This window comes from Sunxiuqinia elliptica, assembly GCF_900113005.1.
GTDB lineage: Bacteria > Bacteroidota > Bacteroidia > Bacteroidales > Prolixibacteraceae > Sunxiuqinia > Sunxiuqinia elliptica.
Window position 1 is genome coordinate 258,448 of the sequence record NZ_FONW01000005.1, and the last position, 17,554, is coordinate 276,001.

Below are 17,554 nucleotides of genomic sequence, written 5' to 3' on the forward strand. Positions count from 1 at the left end.
TTGGGCGAGAAAAATACAAAATATTTGGACCTCGAAATCTTTATTTAAGAAATTGTGAACATTGGAATGAATTTACGATAGCCTGTTTTTTTGCTCCTGAATTAAGCTCTAGCTTTGTGGTATGCAAAAAACAAGCTTTAACCGGGTTCCATTCAATCCGGCCAAATCTCCAGTCTTTTATGGCTGGTTTATCTTATTGTGGGGAACATTGGGCATCATTATGAGTGTGCCGGGGCAGACAATGGGGGTGTCAACCTTTACAGATCATCTGATTGATGCTTTGGGCTTTAGTCGGAATGAGTTAAGTACAGCTTATTTGCTGGGAACAATTTCCAGTTCGTTTATGCTTACGCGTGCCGGCCGTTGGTACGATCAGGTTGGAGCACGCTGGCTTGGAGGAATTATCACGGTTGCTTTGGGAATCGTGTTGCTGTATTTGAGCCAGGTTGACCGGATAGCCTTTGCTATTGGAAGTTTTCTGGGAGCTGAAAATATTCAGTTTTACCTCAGTTTTATCATGATAATGGGAGGCTTTTTCTTGTTGCGTTTTACCGGGCAGGGAGTGCTTACCATGGTTTCGCGCAATATGATGATGAAGTGGTTTGACCGAAAAAGAGGTTTAGCCAATGGCATTAGCAGTGTTTTTGTCTCCTTGGGTTTTGCAATCGCCCCTTTGGTCTTCGATTTTTTGATTGAAACCTATAGTTGGCGTTGGGCGTGGATTTTGTTAGCTCTTATTGCCGGCTTTGGTTTTAGTATCGTAGTTCTTATTTTCTTTCGGGATAATCCGGAAGATTGTGGCCTGGAGCAAGATGGCCTTAGCGAGCAACAAATAAAGGAAGAACAGAAGATCAAGTCTCGTGCAGAAAAACAATATACATTAAAGGAGGCCAAAAAGTCTTATCCTTTCTGGGTATTGGTGGTGGCATTGTCGATGCAAGCCTTGTATATTACCGGTTTTACCTTCAACATTGTTTCAATTTTCGAGGCGGCATCAATGGATAAAACAGTGGCTTTGGCCGTTTTTGTGCCGACTTCTATTTTGTCGGTATTTATTTCGCTTACAGGAGGCTGGTTAAGCGATCACATTAAAATGAAATACTTGCTGTTGGTCTTCTTGTTTGGCCAGATTGTGAGTATGATTAGTTTAGCCTTTCTGTCGCCCGGCCTTCCCTATGTTTTCTTAATTATCGGGAACGGGATTGTTGGTGGTTTATTCAATGTGCTGAATTCAGTTGTTTGGCCGCGCTTTTATGGGCGGAAGCATTTAGGAGCCATTAGTGGTTTTGCCATGAGTTCGCTGGTTTTTTTCAGTGCTCTGGGGCCCTTGATGTTTAGCTTTTCTTTCTCCGAAACCGGAACCTATTCGTGGGCGGCATGGGGCTGTTTGGTGATTGTGGCTGTTAATTTTATCGCAGCATTCAAAGCCGAAAATCCTCAGGAGAAACTCGCTGCCAATTAATTGAATTGCAGTATAGGAATCCTATCTTTGTTAAAGAACCAACAAAACCTAAAATCATGACTACAATATTTAGGAGCCTTATTCTTGTCATGCTTGCTGCATTGCTTGGTGCATGCCAAACTACCCCCAAAGAAGAGTGGACTAGCTTGTTTAATGGCGAAAGCCTGGAGGGCTGGGAAGCCATGGAGCATCCGGAATCTTTTAAAGTTGAAGATGGCATGATCGTTTGTAACGGCAAGCGTGCACACCTGTTTTATACCGGAGGAAAACAGCGGGGAATCTTTCGCAATTTTGAACTGAAGGCCCTCGTGAAAACGGAACCGGGAGCAAATTCTGGGATCTTTATTCACTCCAAGAAACAGGAAAAAGGATGGCCTTTGAAAGGATATGAAGTTCAAGTGAATAACTCGTATGCGGGAACCGGGAGTTTCAAAGAGCTGAAAAAGACCGGGAGTTTGTATGGGATTCGCAATGTTTATTATCCCACAGCTGAGGATAATGAATGGTTTGAAATTCATGTTCGTGTTGTCGAGAATCAGGTCGCTGTTTTTATTGATGGAAAACAGGTGGTTGACTACATTCAGCCGGATGATCCTTACCGTCCGCGTAACGACAAATACAAGGTGTTGGATCGAGGACAGATTGCTTTGCAGGCGCATGATCCGGGTAGTAAGACCTATTTTAAGGACATTCAAATTAAGGAACTTCCGGAAGGTGAGAAGAAAAAGGTGCCGGTAAGCAAGGAATGGGATCAGAGAATTACCCGTTTACATATGGACAATTTCCCCGTGGTTGATTTGCACGTGCACCTAAAGGGAGGCCTTACCATTGATCAGGCTACGCACAACTCCATGAAATTGGGAATCAATTATGGAATTGCACCCAACTGTGGGCTAAAGTTTCCGGTTACGGATGATGGATCGCTGTATGCGTATATGGATACCGTGAAAGGACAGCCAATTTTTCGGGGAATGCAAGCTGAAGGAAGAGAGTGGGTAACACTTTTTTCGCCGGAAGCAATTGCCCAATTTGATTACGTTTTTACAGATGCAATGACTTGGACCGATGATCAAGGGCGTCGCATGCGTTTGTGGATCCCGGACGAAGTTTTTGTTGATGACGAACAGCATTTTATGGATCAGCTGGTTGGAAAAATTGAAGCGATTGTATCGCAAGAACCCATCGATATCTATGTCAATCCAACTTTTTTACCCACGGTGATTGCCGACAAATATGAGGAGTTGTGGACGGATGAACGGATTGACCGGCTGGTGAAAGTATTGGCAGACAATGGTGTGGCTCTGGAGATAAATTCCCGCTTGAAACTTCCTTCTGAAAAAATACTGAGACGGGCGAAAGAGGCTGGCGTGAAGTTTACTTTCGGCACGAACAATGTTACTCCCAATTTTGGGCGTTTGGATTATTCCCTTGAAATGGCTGAAAAACTGGGTTTAAGTTACCACGACATGTTCCTGCCTAAGCCTGAAGGGAAAAAGCCGGTTCAAATTAAGGGCTTACCAGATGAAATCACGGGTTAAAAATAAGAAATACCGGACTTAAATACTTCGGTGATTCCTTTCAGTTCAACGGCCGATTTAATGATTTGAATCACGGCATCAGTATTGAATTTTGAGACATTGATGATTAAATCAAATATTTCTTCGGGATGTCTTTTGTCGAGGTAATGCTTGCGAAAAGCATCTCGTTTTTTCTCTGTCTCTTGGATGTATTTTAGTGCTTCAGTTGGAGTTAGTTGCATTTTGGAGGCAGTTTGAGCAACCCGCCAATCCAGAGGGGCTTCCAACCTTACATGCAGGGAATGCTCAATGTCGCGCGCAATAATATGGGCTGCTCGTCCAATGATGATGCAGCAACCTTCAATGGCAAATCCTTTAATTACGTCTTTAACTGTTTTCAGAATAACCCGATCGCTTTTATACATTTTGGCGTTGAAGGCCTCCAAAATTTCATCAAAGGTGGTACGGTCATTGGGAGTAAACAGTCGGTTGATTTTTCGAGGATCAAGTTGTAGTTCGTGAGCGCTTTGCTGAAGTACTTCCTTACTGATTACCTCCCATTTCTTACAAACCATAAATTCGTTTAAAGCTTCGGCCAATTTCTCTGCAGTTGCTATGCCTCCACAGCCAACCTGTCTGGAGATCGTGATGACAGGGCCTGCAACCGGAGTTTTCTGGCTATCCTTATGTTGAATGTCGCCGAAGCGCTTGTTCATGTAGTTGAGTAATGAATTTTCCATGATTGCCTGTTTTAGAGGTTTTATTGATTTTACGGATTCGTCATCAATCAGTTATATGTTTGTCTGAAAATACAGACTTATTTTTTGTGATTCGGAAGGCAGGTCTTGTTAAAAATCATGAACAGAAAGCAGAATTGTTAGTACCTTTCGGTTTCGTAAGAAAACTTAAAAAAATAGCTCATGTTTAATCGTGAAACTTATATTGAACGAAGAAAGAGACTGAAGGAATCAGTAGCTGATGGTATTATTTTGTTGTTGGGAAATGTTGATTCTCCCATGAACTGCAGAGATAATACTTATCACTTCAGACAGGACAGTACGTTCTTGTATTTCTTTGGATTAAATTATCAGAATTTGGCTGCAGCAATTGATGTTGAATCAGGCGAAGAGATTCTTTTTGGAGATGACTTTTCAATGGATGATATCATTTGGATGGGGCCTCAGGAAAGTATCAAAGATAAAGCGGCAAAATCGGGGGTAACCAAGACAATGCCTTCGAGACAATTATCTACCTATGTGAAAGAAGCTGTTCAGCAAAAGCGGAAGGTTCATTTTAATCCTCTTTATCGTGCTGAAAATCAATTATTGTTGCAAGAGCTAACAGGAATTGCACCAGCCCAACAGCAAGAAAAAGCGTCGTTGGAGTTGATTCATGCCATTGTTGCTTTGCGCTCTTGTAAAGATGCCAATGAAATTGAAGAGCTTAGAACAGCGGCAGCTGCGGGCTATCAAATGCATGTGACAGCTATGAAAATGGCGACTCCGGGTACTTGGGAGCAGAAAATTGCAGGAACGATTGAGGGAGTGGCTATGGCTAATGGAAATCCTCCTTCTTTTCCAATTATTCTTTCCCAGAATGGCGAAACACTTCACAATCACGATCATTCCAATATTTTGGAAAAAGGTAAGTTGATGTTGGTTGATGCAGGAGCGCAATCCACCGAGTTTTACGCTTCAGATTTTACTCGGACTTCTCCGGTAGGAGGAAAGTTTACAAGCCAGCAGCGCGAAATTTATGAGATTGTGTTGGCAGCCAATAACCGGGCAACAGAATTGTCTAAGCCTGATGTTACCTATTTATCGGTTCACTTAGAAGCTGCAAAAATAATCGCTTCAGGGCTGAAGGAAGTTGGTGTGATGAAAGGTGATGTTGAGGAAGCTGTAAAAGCTGGTGCACATGCTTTGTTTATGCCTCATGGTTTGGGCCATATGATGGGATTGGATGTTCATGACATGGAAGATTTAGGACAGGTTTACGTAGGTTACGATGAAGAAACCCGCCCTGTTAATCAATTTGGAACGGGGGCTTTGCGTATGGGACGCAGGTTGCAGCCAGGTTTCGTGATAACCAATGAGCCTGGAATTTATTTTATTCCTGCATTGATTGATCAATGGAAATCGGAAGGAAAATTCACCGAATTTATCAATTACGACCGCTTGAATGCTTATCGCTCATTTGGAGGTATTCGTTTGGAAGACGATTTGCTAATAACCAATGATGGTTGCGAATTAATTGGTGAACGCATTCCAATCACTCCGGAAGAAGTTGAGGCGGTGATGAGCTAACGCTTAAAAAGACTCGATATAAAACAAAGAGAGCTGCTATTGTGCAGCTTTTTTTGTGAGTACATGATGGTAGAAATAGAAAAGTTCAGACTGAATATCGTCTCTTAAATGTCGGTAGGCCTCAATTGGAGAAGCGAAAGGATGTTTGGGCTGTTCGGGATTGGAGAAATTCAAGTGCAGTTTGTGGTCGTAGTGCAAGGAAAGTTGGCGATAAGCTTCCCGCGTATTTTCTGAAAGGGTAATGAGGTAGGTGTACGATTTTTGAGAAGCTTGGTCAAGACGAGTGAAATTATCTTGATGGAGATTTAACTTTAGCTCCGCCATGGCCTGTTTCGCTATAGGGGGCACTTCGATTAATGGTTCCAGTCCTGTAGCCGTTATTGCCAGTTGCTGGTCCATGGCCAGGAGAATTTCCTTGGCCATAATGCTTTTGCATGATCGTCCACCTCGGCAAATAAATAAAATAGTCATAAGCCTACTGGTTTTTGTTTTTTGATCTAATTTACAGGTTTTTAATTGATTGTGAAATAGCTGATTATGATATATCTTAACTCCTGAGATTTAGATCCATCCACGTTTAAGTGTACCACGTCTAAAATTTGGTTAAACAGGGTTGATGGGTTTAATTTGTTCAGAAAGAATTCTTATCTTGCCCCATCGAGAGATTTATAAGTAGGTAATGAGTAGTGTAAATCGGTTAGCATCCAGAGAACCATTAGAAGAAATCCTGAAAAGTAGAGCGGAGATTTCTGGAATTGAGTACATCAAAGATATTTTAGCGTCGATGTCTTCAATCGTTTGTATCTTGAATAAACAGAACCAGATTGTCTTCTCAAATGATGTCCTTCTACAAAAATACAATTTCGATTTAGAGAAAAATATTCTTGGCGTTAGACCCGGTGAAGTGTTCAAATGTGTAAATGCGAACAACGAAACTGGAGGATGTGGAACATCTGAGCGTTGTGAGTATTGTGGAGCCCGAACAGCTTTTGAAGAAGCTTGGTCTAAAATGGAAAAAGTGATTCATGAATGCAAAATCACTTCTCGGAAAGGTGACGAAATCTATCAATTAGATTTAGAAGTTTCAGCGACACCAGTAACTTTTGAAAGTGAGTACTTGATTGTTGCGATCAATGATATTACTGAGCAAAATAGAAAGATTTTGTTGGAGCGGATTTTCTTTCACGATATCTTGAATATTGCAGGTAGTCTTCAAGGAGTGATTGATTTAGTTCCAAATTTATGCGAAGAGGAGCAAGAGACTTATCTTGAAGTTGCCGGATCTTTGACCGAACAAATTATTGATGAGATTAAGGCGCAACAACAAATGATCAAAGCTGAAAGTGGAGAACTTCAGGTGCATTTAAGAATCCTCAATATTGATAAGGTGCTTAAAAAGTTGGGAGATCATATCCGCTTCCATAATGTCTCTCATGAAAAGGAAATCAAAATTCTCAACCATACAGAATCGAAGGTTATTTGTAGTGACGAAACGCTATTGACACGAGTGCTGCTGAATATGGTTAAAAATGCGATGGAAGCAGTTCGGCAGGGTGAAGAAATTGTCTTGGAAGCAACTGATTTAGCAGATAGAGTGCGTTTTAGTGTGCACAATAATACCTACATTCCGCGAGAAATTCAGCTGCAGATATTTCAACGTTCCTACTCAACCAAGGGGAACAATCGTGGAGTTGGCACCTACAGCATGAAACTTCTCGGTGAGAGTTATTTAAAAGGTTGTGTCGACTTTACGAGTACCGAAGAGGCCGGAACAACCTTCTTTATTGATCTTCCTAAGATTACTTTGGATTAAGGCGTTTGTTCTGTTTTTCGTGACGACGCTTTAATAATCAGTCGTAAGGATTGATCAAAGGTGAAGTATTTCCACAACCAGTTTATAAAAATCAGTAAGCGGTTTTTTACACCAACAATCGACATTAGGTGAACAAACATCCAGGTTAGCCAGGCAAAGGAGCCGCTAAATCGTAAGAAGGGAAGGTCGACGACTGCCCGATTTCGTCCGACAGTAGCCATTGAGCCTTTATCGTGGTATTCAAATTGCACCCAGGCTTTGCCTTCCTGCTCGTTTGTTAGATTGCCAGCTAAGGTTGACGCTTGTTGTAAGGCCACCTGTGCAACTTGTGGATGTCCGGTGGGGTAGTTGGGCGTTTCCATATAGGCAATATCGCCCAATGCAAATACATCTTTTAACCCATTAACTTGGTTATAGCGATCTACTATGATGCGGTTCCCACGAGCGATTTGATCAGCCTGGATTCCTTCCGGCGATTGACCTTGAATCCCTGCTGCCCAGATGAGGGTCTCTGTTTGAAAGCTTTCGTGGTCTTCCAATTTTACTGTTTTACCATCGTAGTTAACCACTTTATGCGATAGCAGAACTTTAATCCCTAAATCATTCAGGTATTTTTTTGCTTTTTCACCCGATCTTTTGCTCATTCCTCCCAGCAGTTGCGGGCTGGCCTCAACCAAGGTGATTTCCATCGAGCTAAAATCAAGGTCGGGATAATCTTTGGGCAGAATGAACTTCTTCATTTCAGCTAAAGCTCCACAAACTTCAACCCCGGTTGGACCGCCACCGACAACCAACACACTAAGTAACTGGCGGAGTTCTTTCGGATCGCGCACGGTTACTGCTTTTTCAAAGTTCAGCAAAATCCGGTTCCGCAGGTAAAGAGCTTCGGAGACGGATTTCATCGGGACTCCATAAGTTTCAAAGCTCTTGTTCCCAAAGAAATTTGTTGTAGCCCCTGTGGCAAGCACAAGGTAATCGTACCACATGTGTCCAAGTGATGTTTCAATTACCTTTTTCTCAGGTACAATACGTTCAACATTGGTAATACGAACGTAAACATTTTTGATTTTCTGAAACGCTTTTCGCAGCGGGAATGAGATGGAACTGGGCTCCAATCCAGAGGTCGCAACCTGGTAAAAAAGTGGTTGAAACTGGTGGTAATTATTACGATCTACCAAGACAATTTGGTAGTTCTTTTTATAAAGTTTTCGGGCCAATTTGAGTCCAGCAAAGCCTGCCCCCACAATAACTACCCGTTTCTGATCTGTTTCTGGAATATTAACTGGCATGACAATTTTTTTTTCAGAAACAAACCGCATGATAGATTGTTCCCGCGTTTTCCGACGAAAGTACAAAATGAATGGAAAACAAAGAAAGCCTTTTTTTATAAAAAGGCATGGGGCCCCGAACCCAGGGATCGTTTGAGCAATCAATTTATAGAAAAGAGGTCGGGGTCCCAATGCCAGGCAGCCAATAGGCAGAATGGTTGGCTGTGTTTATTTATATTTTTGAGAGTCGTTCTTTCGCTTTCTGAACAGCTAAGTCGAAGCTTGGAAGGATCATATTCGGGTCAAGTAAATCAACCAGTTTATTTTTCTCCAGTTCTTTTAATACCTCGGGGCGCACACCGGAAAGAATGACGGTTGTTTTCGAATGGTGTAAATCTTCGATGACAGCTTCCAGGTTATGCAGGCCGGTTGAATCGATAAATGGCACATGGCGCATACGAATAATCAGCACCTTGGATTTTTGCCCAATGCTTTTTAGGGTTGAGCAATACTGCTTAGCCGAAGCAAAGAAAAAAGGACCACTGATTTCGTAGATTCCGACACCTTCAGGCAGGTCGTTGTAGTTTTCAAGAACATCACTGTCTACCTCCAACTCTGTTTGGTGGCTTACATCAGCCATTCGTTTCATAAAGAGCAATGCAGATAGCGCAATGCCAATTTGAATGGCGTAAGTTAAATCAACCAAAACTGTTAGGAAGAACGTTACCAGTAAAATGAGAATGTCGAACCCGGATCCTTTCAAAATGGATACAAAGGAACGCCATTCGCTCATATTATAGGCCACCACAATCAGAATACCAGCCAGACAGGACATGGGAATGAGTTTGGCCCATTGCCCAAAGAAAAGCATAATCAGCAGCAGGGTGATTGCGTGGATGACACCAGCCACTGGCGTGCGACCGCCGTTTTTTACGTTGGTTGCTGTACGCGCTATTGCTCCGGTGGCAGGAATTCCTCCAAAGATGGGAGTAACCACGTTGGCAACACCCTGGGCAATCAATTCGGTATTGGAGCGATGGTTGCCACCAATCATCCCATCGGAAACGACAGCCGAAAGGAGCGACTCAATACCTCCAAGCAGGGCGATTGTTAGTGCAGGCGCAATATAGTTTGCCAAGTTGCTCCATTCAATGCCCGGGAAGTCAACCTGAATGGTTTTAGGAATTTCACCAAAAACGGTTTCAATAGTGGTCACGGGAAGTTTTAATAGTTGCACCAAGGCGGTAATAACGATGATGGCGATGAATGACCCTGGAATTTTCTTCGTGACTTTTCCCGAGAATATGGTAATGAGAATTGTTGCTAGCGAAATGCCAACAGCATACGGATTGATTGAGTTTATTTCAGAGAAATAACTGCCCCATTTGGGGATAAAATCAGCTGGAAGATTGGCAATTTCGAGTCCAAGAGCATCTTTGATTTGCGTTGTGAAAATAACCAAGGCAATACCACTGGTAAAGCCAACAACGAGTGGGTGAGGGATAAATTTCAACAGCGAACCAAGTCGGAGTAGGCCGAAAGCAATGAGAAAAACTCCTGCAAGCATTGTTGAAATCATCAGGCCATCGAGCCCATAGGTTTGAACAATCCCAAAAACAATAACGATAAACGCTCCGGTTGGGCCGCCTATTTGTACGCGGCTTCCTCCCAATACAGAAATAATTAATCCAGCAATAATCGCTGTAACTAACCCTTTTTCAGGCGATACACCTGAAGCTACGGCAAAAGCAATTGCCAGTGGTAGCGCAACAATACCAACAATGATTCCAGCAAACACATCTTTTGAAAACTGGTGCTTGCTATACCCCTGCTTGAGAACACTCACAAGCTTGGGATTGAACAGATGTCCCATAAAATTGTCGAATTTTGAAATTGGAGCTGCAAATGTATGGACAATTTGCTGTCATTGTTCTGAAAACCAAGGTTAAATTTTCCTTAAGAGAATTTGTGGGGTGTTTAATTCGATGTATTGTAGTTGTTTAGGTTGGTTTGTGGGTGGCGTAAATGACAAGGGGGATGGAGATTTTGAGCGATAAAAATGAACAATATTTCATCTAAATGCCTTTTTCAGCTGTGAATAATGATTTTTGTTCCGTCTTTTTATTCTCTTGGGAATGTGCCGGAAGTATCACCATAAAGGAACTTCCAATTTGGGGAGTACTTTGAATTTTTAGTTCGCCGCCATTCTTTTTTATAAAATCTTTAACAATCAGTAAGCCCAGTCCGGTGCCTTTTTCGTTGTTTGTCCCTGGCGTAGATCGCAGTTCATTGGATTGAAGCAGTTGATCAATTTGCTTTTGCTCCATTCCAATTCCAGAGTCTTTGACACACAAAACAATGGAATCGTCTTCTTTTTTTGCAGATAAGGTGATATTACCTTCAGGAGGAGTGAACTTGATGGCATTGTTGAGTAGGTTATTGATAATGATGGTCAAGGTATGTTTGTCGGCTAATACGAAGTGTTCATTGGCAACTTTATTCAGTAACACGATTTCTTTTTGATGGGCATTCGATGAAAAAGATTCGATACTTGTTGCAACAGTGGAGTTTAGCTGGATCGGCTCTTTCCGAAGAAAGATCTTCCCACTTTGCGAGCGTGACCAGGTTAATAGGTTTTCCAGCATTTCATAAAATCCTGTTGCCGAGGTATTCACAGACTCAATCATTCGTTTGCGATCTGCATCGGTGTAGGAATCATACCGAACCTTTAGAAGATTCATAAATCCTAAAATGGAGTTGAACGGATTTTTAAGATCATGACTAATAATCGACATGAAGGTGTCTTTGGTTTTATTCGACTCGGCCAGTTCTTCGTTTAACGAATTGATGGCTGCAATTTTTGTTCTCAGCTCTTGTGCCATGCTGTTAAATGATTCTGCAAGCACAAGAAGTTCTCCTTTGGCATCGAGCGATACTTCTGTGTCTAAGTCGCCTTGCCGGATTGCTTCAGTTCCTTGGATGAGCTTTTTTAGCGGTCCCGAAATGGAACGAGCAATGTACAGCCCAATGGCAAGTGATAGCAGGATGCTAAGCACGGTAAGCGTGATGCCGGCCTTTACAGCTCTTTCTACATTTTGATCCAGTTCTTTGATGACTGTTTGAACTTCGTGTTGCGCATCTTCTTTGAGGTGCTGGATTAGCTGTTGGGCGATAAGCAAAGTAGGCTCAGTTTGCGAACGAAAAAGGTGTCGCGCTTGGTTGTATCGATGGAGTTCGTACAAACGCATGCTTTGATTAGCCGATAAAGAGAACTGGTTGATAATGGTGTTTAGCGAGTCGATTAAGAGCAGTTCTTCTTGTTCCATCTGTTTTTGTTCTGGCTTTTCAGAACGCTCCAAATCGTTTGTTGTTGCCTCTTTTAGTTGCTTTAATGAATTTTGAAGAGCAACGGTATTTTCTCTGATTCTTGTTCGATATAATGCTTGATCGCTGGTTGGTAAGCTGCCTGCTTGTTCTTGAAATAAACGCAACAGGGAATGCGTTATTAGTTGCAAACTAAGTTCTATTTTGCTTGACTCTGATAGCTCCTGCCTTTTGGAATGTTCCAAGGCATCAATCTTCCGAATGATTTTTTTATTGTGGTGAAGGGCATAGTAATCAATCAGAGCCATTATTGCAACGACAGTGATAAAACCTAACAAAATCCTTTTCCAAATTTCCATGCGCCCTTTTGCTAAAAATGCATCATTTGCCTTAGATGTCAGATGACTTGCTTCGTTTCAACTTTACAAGTTTTTTACTTTCGCAATACTTGATTGAACTCGTTAATCTAAAGGAAGGCCTTTACTCGAAAGCGCTCACAAATTAAGGAAAAATCAGAACATTTTTGTTCTAAAATCGAAATAAAAATAGTTTATAAAACATTGAATACTAGTCCTTGTATGCCTTGTGGTACAGCTGGTTTTATTCCTTATGTTATCTTAGTTTTTTTAGAACGGCCTCTGTCTCGTGCTTTAATCTTTTGATAACAACCGATCACCTGCTAGCTACTGACAGAAATGATGTATGATAAAAAAAATTAATATGATTTTTAGGATTTGGATTAATCTTTCTGAATGTTGAATTGGATTTTCCATAAACCTCTCAGTTCATTTAATTGGTAGTTGGTCGCTTGATCATTGGGGTAAAGTGTTTGTAGCTTTTGGGCCGTTTGTGGGGCAATTTCATTCACACTTCCGTGGCATTGTAAGCAGGTTGGTATGCCGATTTTTATTGGTTTGTAATACAGAAGTTGATTTGCCAAGTAAACAAGGGTATCTTTCTGCTGTCCTACTTTATGATTTTCAGCCGTCCACTGCCAAATCAAACTATCGGTTTGGTTCTTTAAGCTGTTTGCTGCGTTTCTTGGGCGATCTGTAATTCGTTCGATGGTACAATTGTTGATTTGGCTTAGGCTGTCTGTCAGCGAAAAAGCCTTTAGATTACAGAAGGATACGGCATACTGGCTTCCTCCTTGCTGCATGGCTTGACCAACATGGTTGAGCAAAACAGCTTGTGTTTGATTGGAGATAGCTGCTCCCTTGGCAATTAGTTTATGGTAGGTTTTTTTCGCAATGGGCTGATGTTGCTTGGTCGAAGTACAGGAGAATATACCGAGCAGGACTAAAAATAGCGAGACATGCATTATTTTCATGAGCGTTTTTGGTTTTAATTGTTGGTAAGGCATACGTTATTCTTTTAATATTTGTTTATGTTTAGGTCAGTTATACAAACAAGCTGTTCGACATGAAGGTTCGAAAATTAACAAGGGGGGAGGAGATCCCTTATAATTTATTATTGCTTGGCGATGAAACGGTTGAAGCTATCAACCGCTACATCGCCAAATCGACCTTATTTGTTTGCGAAGAAGCTGGTGAACTGATCGCTGTGAGTGCTTTGTTTCCGATCGATGCGCGTGTTGTTGAACTAAAAAATATTGCTGTTGTTCCGGCTTTTCAAGGCAAAGGAATTGGAAGCTTGCTATTGGAGCATGTTCAGGAAGAAATGAAGCTTGCGGGTTATGAGGAGATGCTTGTTGGAACTCCGGATGTCGCAATTAAACAGCTCACTTTTTACCGAAAATTGGGGTTTAAGAATGATCACATTCGCAAGAACTTTTTCCTTGACAATTACCCGGAACCGATTATTGAGGATGGTATTCAGTTAAAGGATATGCAGGTCATGAAAAAGCGCTTGAGCTAAAGAAATGGATGCCGGAGTTAGTACGCAAGTGAGTTTGAGTTGTTGAGGGCGCGTCTTCCTGAACTTCCTTCAGGAGCTACCTCCACCTTGCTACACTTCTATTTGATACACGGTCCATCCGGTTTCCATCCTCCGTTCTCCTGTCTCCGTTTTCCTCTTTGCGCTCTGCTCTCTGCTCTTTTCTTTGCCCCAACGGGGCCAAAGCATTAACTCGAGGCAACGCCCTGTGGGTGTAGTAATGCACAACCAATAATCGGCGCAACTGCCAAGTATCGTTGAGCTCAATGGCAAGCATGCGCCGAATAGGTTTCCCAATTGATTATCGAATTCCCTTCTCACTCATTCCTCCAAAAGAACTTCTCCTTTTCTAAAGTTTGATCACAAACAGCCTGCCGTTTCTCCTCCTTTTTGGCAAGGAGGAGTGGCATCAGTTTACTGATGTCGAGGTGGTTCTCTTCTCTTTATCAGTTTGAGGTTCCATTCCTTCCTAACTCTTCCGATCACATTAAACGAACTTGTCCTTTTGGCTTAATCCAAAAGAACGAAAAGAATCAAGGCTGACGATGCTTTTGAAGGAAAACGACGGATCAGTCACTCCCCGAAACCCAACTCCTCCCGCTGGTCGTCAAACAGGGTTTTCTTAGCGAGTACCTACGCAAATTCCTTCCCTTGTTTTCTGGTTCAAAACCCTCGTAGGCCAATCCTTTCTGTGATCATTAGTCGTTGAATTCGTGACTTCATCGGGTTTTGCGTCTTCCTGAACTTGTTTCAGGATCTACCTCCTCCTTGCTACACTTCTATTTGAAAAACTGCCCATCCTGTTTTCGTCTTCCGGTCTCCGATTCCTCTCTGCTCTTTGTCAGCCCAATCAACGCCCCAACGGGGCTAAAGCATTAGCTCGAGGCAATGCCTTGAGGATATTAAGGTAAAAATGATTATTGGCGTAATTGCGAAGTCTTTGAATTGAGCTTAAGCAAGTATGCGCCAAATAAATAAACGTTTTTTTAAGACCATTCCTTTTCTCCTTGGATGAGAAAAGGAACCAAAAGAATCAAGGCTGACGATGCTTTTGAAGGAAAACTACGGATCAGTCACTCCCCGAAAACCAACTCCTCCCGCTGGTCGTCAAACAGGGTTTTCTTAGCGAGTGCCTAGGCAAATTCCTTCCCTTGTTTTCTGGTTCAAAACCCTCGTAGGCCAATCCTTTCTGTGATCATTAGTCGTTGAATTCGTGACTTCATCGGGTTTTGCGTCTTCCTGAACTTGTTTCAGGATCTACCTCCTCCTTGCTACACTTCTATTTGAAAAACTGCCCATCCTGTTTTCGTCTTCCGGTCTCCGATTCCTCTCTGCTCTTTTCCAGCCCAATCAACGCCCCAACGGGGCCAAAGCATTAACTTGAGGCAATGCCTTGAGGATATTAAGGTTAAAATGACTTCACCCGATCACCGTTGTCTTCCTGAATTTGTCAGCCACTTGTTGGCGCGGTTTTGCAAACGGTGCCTCGCTGATCAAGAAGTTATTTGACCTGATGGACAAGGCACAAATTACAAATTTGAGCCAGCGGGAAACAATGGAAATCTTAAAACCCTTGATTTTACTGTCCCCTAGCCAGATTGGACCCTCCACAAGCTCAATTGCCCCTCCCATTGGCACAATTTTTCGATTCCATTGGCAATATTTCCTTTCCCCTAGGTCAATTTTCTGACGCAATTGCCCTTAAGGAGCGGTCCATCGGCCATTTTTTTAATTCCATTGGCAAAAGATTTGCTTCCATTGGCCATTTTTCGGCTTCAATCGGGGAAATCACCAGTCCAACAGGCTATAGTTTGCCTTCAATTGGTCGGAGTAAGCGTCCCCTTGGCTAATTCTGGGGTTCAACCAGGAATATGCTACCAATACAGACCGGCAGCAGGGAGTAAAAGCAACTTAATAAAGCATTTGTTATCTAATAAATGTTTCCTATTTTTAGATAAATAAAAACCGAACCCCTTGAATAAGCGCCCGCAAATAATGCTAAAGCCTACAATACATCGGCAACAAGAAGTAATCAAAATTGAATTTTCGGATGAGCGTGATTTGCTGGCCAAACTAAAGCTAGAAATACCTGCCTGTTGGAGCACAAGCATAAAAAGAATTACACCACACATAGCGAGGCATTCGTTCGCGACTCAATTGCCCGAACAAGGGACCAACATAAGAGTAATTCAGCATTTACTAGGGCATGAAAATATTCAAACAACAGAGATTTATACTCCTGTTTCGAATTTAGAGATTCAAAAAGCTATTAACCCGATAGATGAAATTATAAGTAAAACATGAATTGTTGCATTTACAATACTATTTTATTGGAAATGACACATTTTGTCACACATATATAAAAAATAAAGTGCATAAATGTGTTATTCCAGATACGTTAGCAATAATTTTAAAGAAAAGAAAAATGAAACATTTACTATTGATTATTACTGTACTAAACATCATGTTTAGTTGTACACAAAAGAAAGAAAATATTTGTAAACTTTCTGGAGAAATACTAGATAGGAAAAATGGCAACCTATTTTTGTATCAACCAGAAAGTTCACAATTTGACAAAGATACAATCCCGTTCAAAGATGGGAAGTTTGAGTTCTCTCTGCCTATAAAATCACCAGAACTATACATTCTTTGGTTTGAGGAAGATGAAAATGACGATGGAAATCCAGTATTAATAAATATCTTTCTTGAAAATACGGAAATCCAATTGAAATTGTCAATGGATAATCCATTAAAATATGAAATATCAGGAGGGAATTTAAATCCTATATACCTAGACTTTTTTAAGGAACATATGGCTATACAAATAGAAAGCTATTCTCTATACAATAAATATTTACAAACTACAGACTCTGATATAAAAAATAATATCAGAACAAAAATAGATAGCATAACTGCGATTTATTTACAAAGTGGTGAAGATTACATGAATAGTAACAATGATATTTTATCCGCCTTTTATATGTGGTCTGCAAGGAAAGTAATCGAGAAGGACTCAATCATTAAATTATTAAATAAGCATGAGCCTATTTTCCCTACTTCTAGGTATGTTTTTGAAACAAGAGCTTTTATTGATGGATTTGAGAAAAATAAAAAGGGACAACAGTTCACTGATTTTGAATTATTGAATACCGAATCAGAAAGTATTAAACTTTCTGATATAGTAAAAAAGAATAAAGTAACCCAGCTCCTTTTTTGGAGTTCAAAATGTGGAAGTACAGATGGAAAACTAAAAGCATTTAATCCTATCTACTCAGAATATAAAGATGAAGGTTATGAAATTATTGGAATCTCTGATGATTTCGATATCAATAGATGGAAAAATGCTATAAAAAGAAACGAGACAAACTGGACAAACCTACTCGATGTTGATAGTAAAAATGCAATTGACGAATTCTATCATTCAGCTATAAATGGAGATGCCTTAATTGACCAGAATGGAAAAATTATCGCTAGAAAATTGAATTCATCTCAGGTAAAAGAAACATTGGATGAACTTTTGAAATAGAAAAAACTATTGGTAACAATGTGTAAATTTAATAGCGGGTTCGGTGGGTGTTCCAACGTTGGATTCACGCCCAATTATCCTTTCCTATCGGACGGATAACCGCACGTAAATCCGCTACTAAACTTAGTGTGCCGAGAAGCAGAACATCGGCCTAATTATCGTTCTGCATGCTGTAAATAAGATGGAGGAATCCGGCAGTATCGGGATGAACCTCCGGTGTCGTCTTACAGGAGGGGGCATCAAACCACCCAAAGGTGCTTTGGTTAAGAGCCTTGGTACTGAGCGTTTGGGAAACGGGTCCGCTGAGAGCAGGCTCAGGTATGGGTATAAGAGCTAAACGAAAGTGAACCGCTGATGAGGAGTCGGGAAGTGGCCACATTCTGTCAAAAGTTGTAGCGTATGTTATGCAACGATAAGTACAGCGGGGACCTGTTTACTGGCT

13 protein-coding genes are annotated in these 17,554 nt (G+C 41.3%); 7 read left to right on the forward strand and 6 right to left on the reverse strand.

Annotated features, from left to right (window positions below):
* Positions 1–121: 121 nt before the first annotated feature.
* Together BM156_RS11980 and BM156_RS11985 are read left to right on the forward strand one after the other, a co-directional pair.
* Positions 122–1,462 (forward strand): MFS transporter, encoded by a 1,341-nt coding sequence (locus BM156_RS11980; RefSeq protein WP_093920107.1) that lies wholly within the window; start codon positions 122–124, stop codon positions 1,460–1,462.
* 56 nt (positions 1,463–1,518) lie between these two features.
* The gene (locus BM156_RS11985) at positions 1,519–3,000 is read left to right on the forward strand and encodes a DUF1080 domain-containing protein (RefSeq protein WP_093920108.1); all 1,482 of its coding nucleotides are present in this window, start codon (positions 1,519–1,521) and stop codon (positions 2,998–3,000) included.
* On the opposite strand, the gene BM156_RS11990 is transcribed toward BM156_RS11985, so the two are convergent.
* Complete coding sequence (locus tag BM156_RS11990; protein WP_093920109.1) at positions 2,997–3,719, reverse strand: cytidylate kinase-like family protein; 723 nt, start codon at positions 3,717–3,719, stop codon at positions 2,997–2,999. The genes BM156_RS11985 and BM156_RS11990 overlap by 4 nt on opposite strands.
* Positions 3,720–3,899: 180 nt before the next feature.
* On the opposite strand from BM156_RS11990, the gene BM156_RS11995 reads away from it, so the two are divergent.
* Positions 3,900–5,285 (forward strand): aminopeptidase P family protein, encoded by a 1,386-nt coding sequence (locus BM156_RS11995; protein ID WP_093920110.1) that lies wholly within the window; start codon positions 3,900–3,902, stop codon positions 5,283–5,285.
* A gap of 36 nt (positions 5,286–5,321) precedes the next feature.
* Here BM156_RS11995 and BM156_RS12000 read toward each other — a convergent pair whose 3' ends face one another.
* The gene (locus BM156_RS12000; protein WP_139218273.1) at positions 5,322–5,756 is read right to left on the reverse strand and encodes an arsenate reductase/protein-tyrosine-phosphatase family protein; all 435 of its coding nucleotides are present in this window, start codon (positions 5,754–5,756) and stop codon (positions 5,322–5,324) included.
* Between the two features lie 208 nt (positions 5,757–5,964).
* Here BM156_RS12000 and BM156_RS12005 point away from each other — a divergent pair, with 208 nt between their 5' ends.
* Positions 5,965–7,098 carry a sensor histidine kinase gene (locus tag BM156_RS12005; RefSeq protein WP_093920112.1) on the forward strand — a complete coding sequence of 378 codons (1,134 nt, stop codon included), beginning with the start codon at positions 5,965–5,967 and terminating at the stop codon, positions 7,096–7,098.
* On the opposite strand, the gene BM156_RS12010 is transcribed toward BM156_RS12005, so the two are convergent.
* From BM156_RS12010 to BM156_RS12025, 4 genes are all read right to left on the reverse strand, one after another.
* On the reverse strand, positions 7,095–8,387 hold the full coding sequence (locus BM156_RS12010) for an NAD(P)/FAD-dependent oxidoreductase (RefSeq protein WP_093920139.1): 1,293 nt from the start codon (positions 8,385–8,387) through the stop codon (positions 7,095–7,097). The two genes, BM156_RS12005 and BM156_RS12010, sit on opposite strands and share 4 nt — an antisense overlap.
* A 211-nt stretch (positions 8,388–8,598) precedes the next feature.
* Complete coding sequence (locus BM156_RS12015; protein WP_093920113.1) at positions 8,599–10,239, reverse strand: SulP family inorganic anion transporter; 1,641 nt, start codon at positions 10,237–10,239, stop codon at positions 8,599–8,601.
* 202 nt (positions 10,240–10,441) lie between these two features.
* Positions 10,442–12,049, reverse strand: a complete 1,608-nt coding sequence (locus BM156_RS12020; protein WP_093920114.1) for an ATP-binding protein — start codon at positions 12,047–12,049, stop codon at positions 10,442–10,444.
* 380 nt (positions 12,050–12,429) lie between these two features.
* Positions 12,430–13,020, reverse strand: a complete 591-nt coding sequence (locus tag BM156_RS12025; protein WP_170846949.1) for a c-type heme family protein — start codon at positions 13,018–13,020, stop codon at positions 12,430–12,432.
* A gap of 92 nt (positions 13,021–13,112) precedes the next feature.
* Here BM156_RS12025 and BM156_RS12030 point away from each other — a divergent pair, with 92 nt between their 5' ends.
* From BM156_RS12030 to BM156_RS12050, 3 genes are all read left to right on the forward strand, one after another.
* Complete coding sequence (locus BM156_RS12030) at positions 13,113–13,568, forward strand: GNAT family N-acetyltransferase (RefSeq protein WP_093920116.1); 456 nt, start codon at positions 13,113–13,115, stop codon at positions 13,566–13,568.
* 1,992 nt (positions 13,569–15,560) lie between these two features.
* A complete protein-coding gene (locus tag BM156_RS12045; RefSeq protein WP_244525741.1) occupies positions 15,561–15,890 on the forward strand; it encodes a tyrosine-type recombinase/integrase in 330 nt (109 codons plus the stop codon).
* A 121-nt stretch (positions 15,891–16,011) separates the two neighbouring features.
* A complete protein-coding gene (locus tag BM156_RS12050) occupies positions 16,012–17,112 on the forward strand; it encodes a DUF4369 domain-containing protein (protein ID WP_093920120.1) in 1,101 nt (366 codons plus the stop codon).
* The last annotated feature ends 442 nt before the right edge of the window (positions 17,113–17,554 follow it).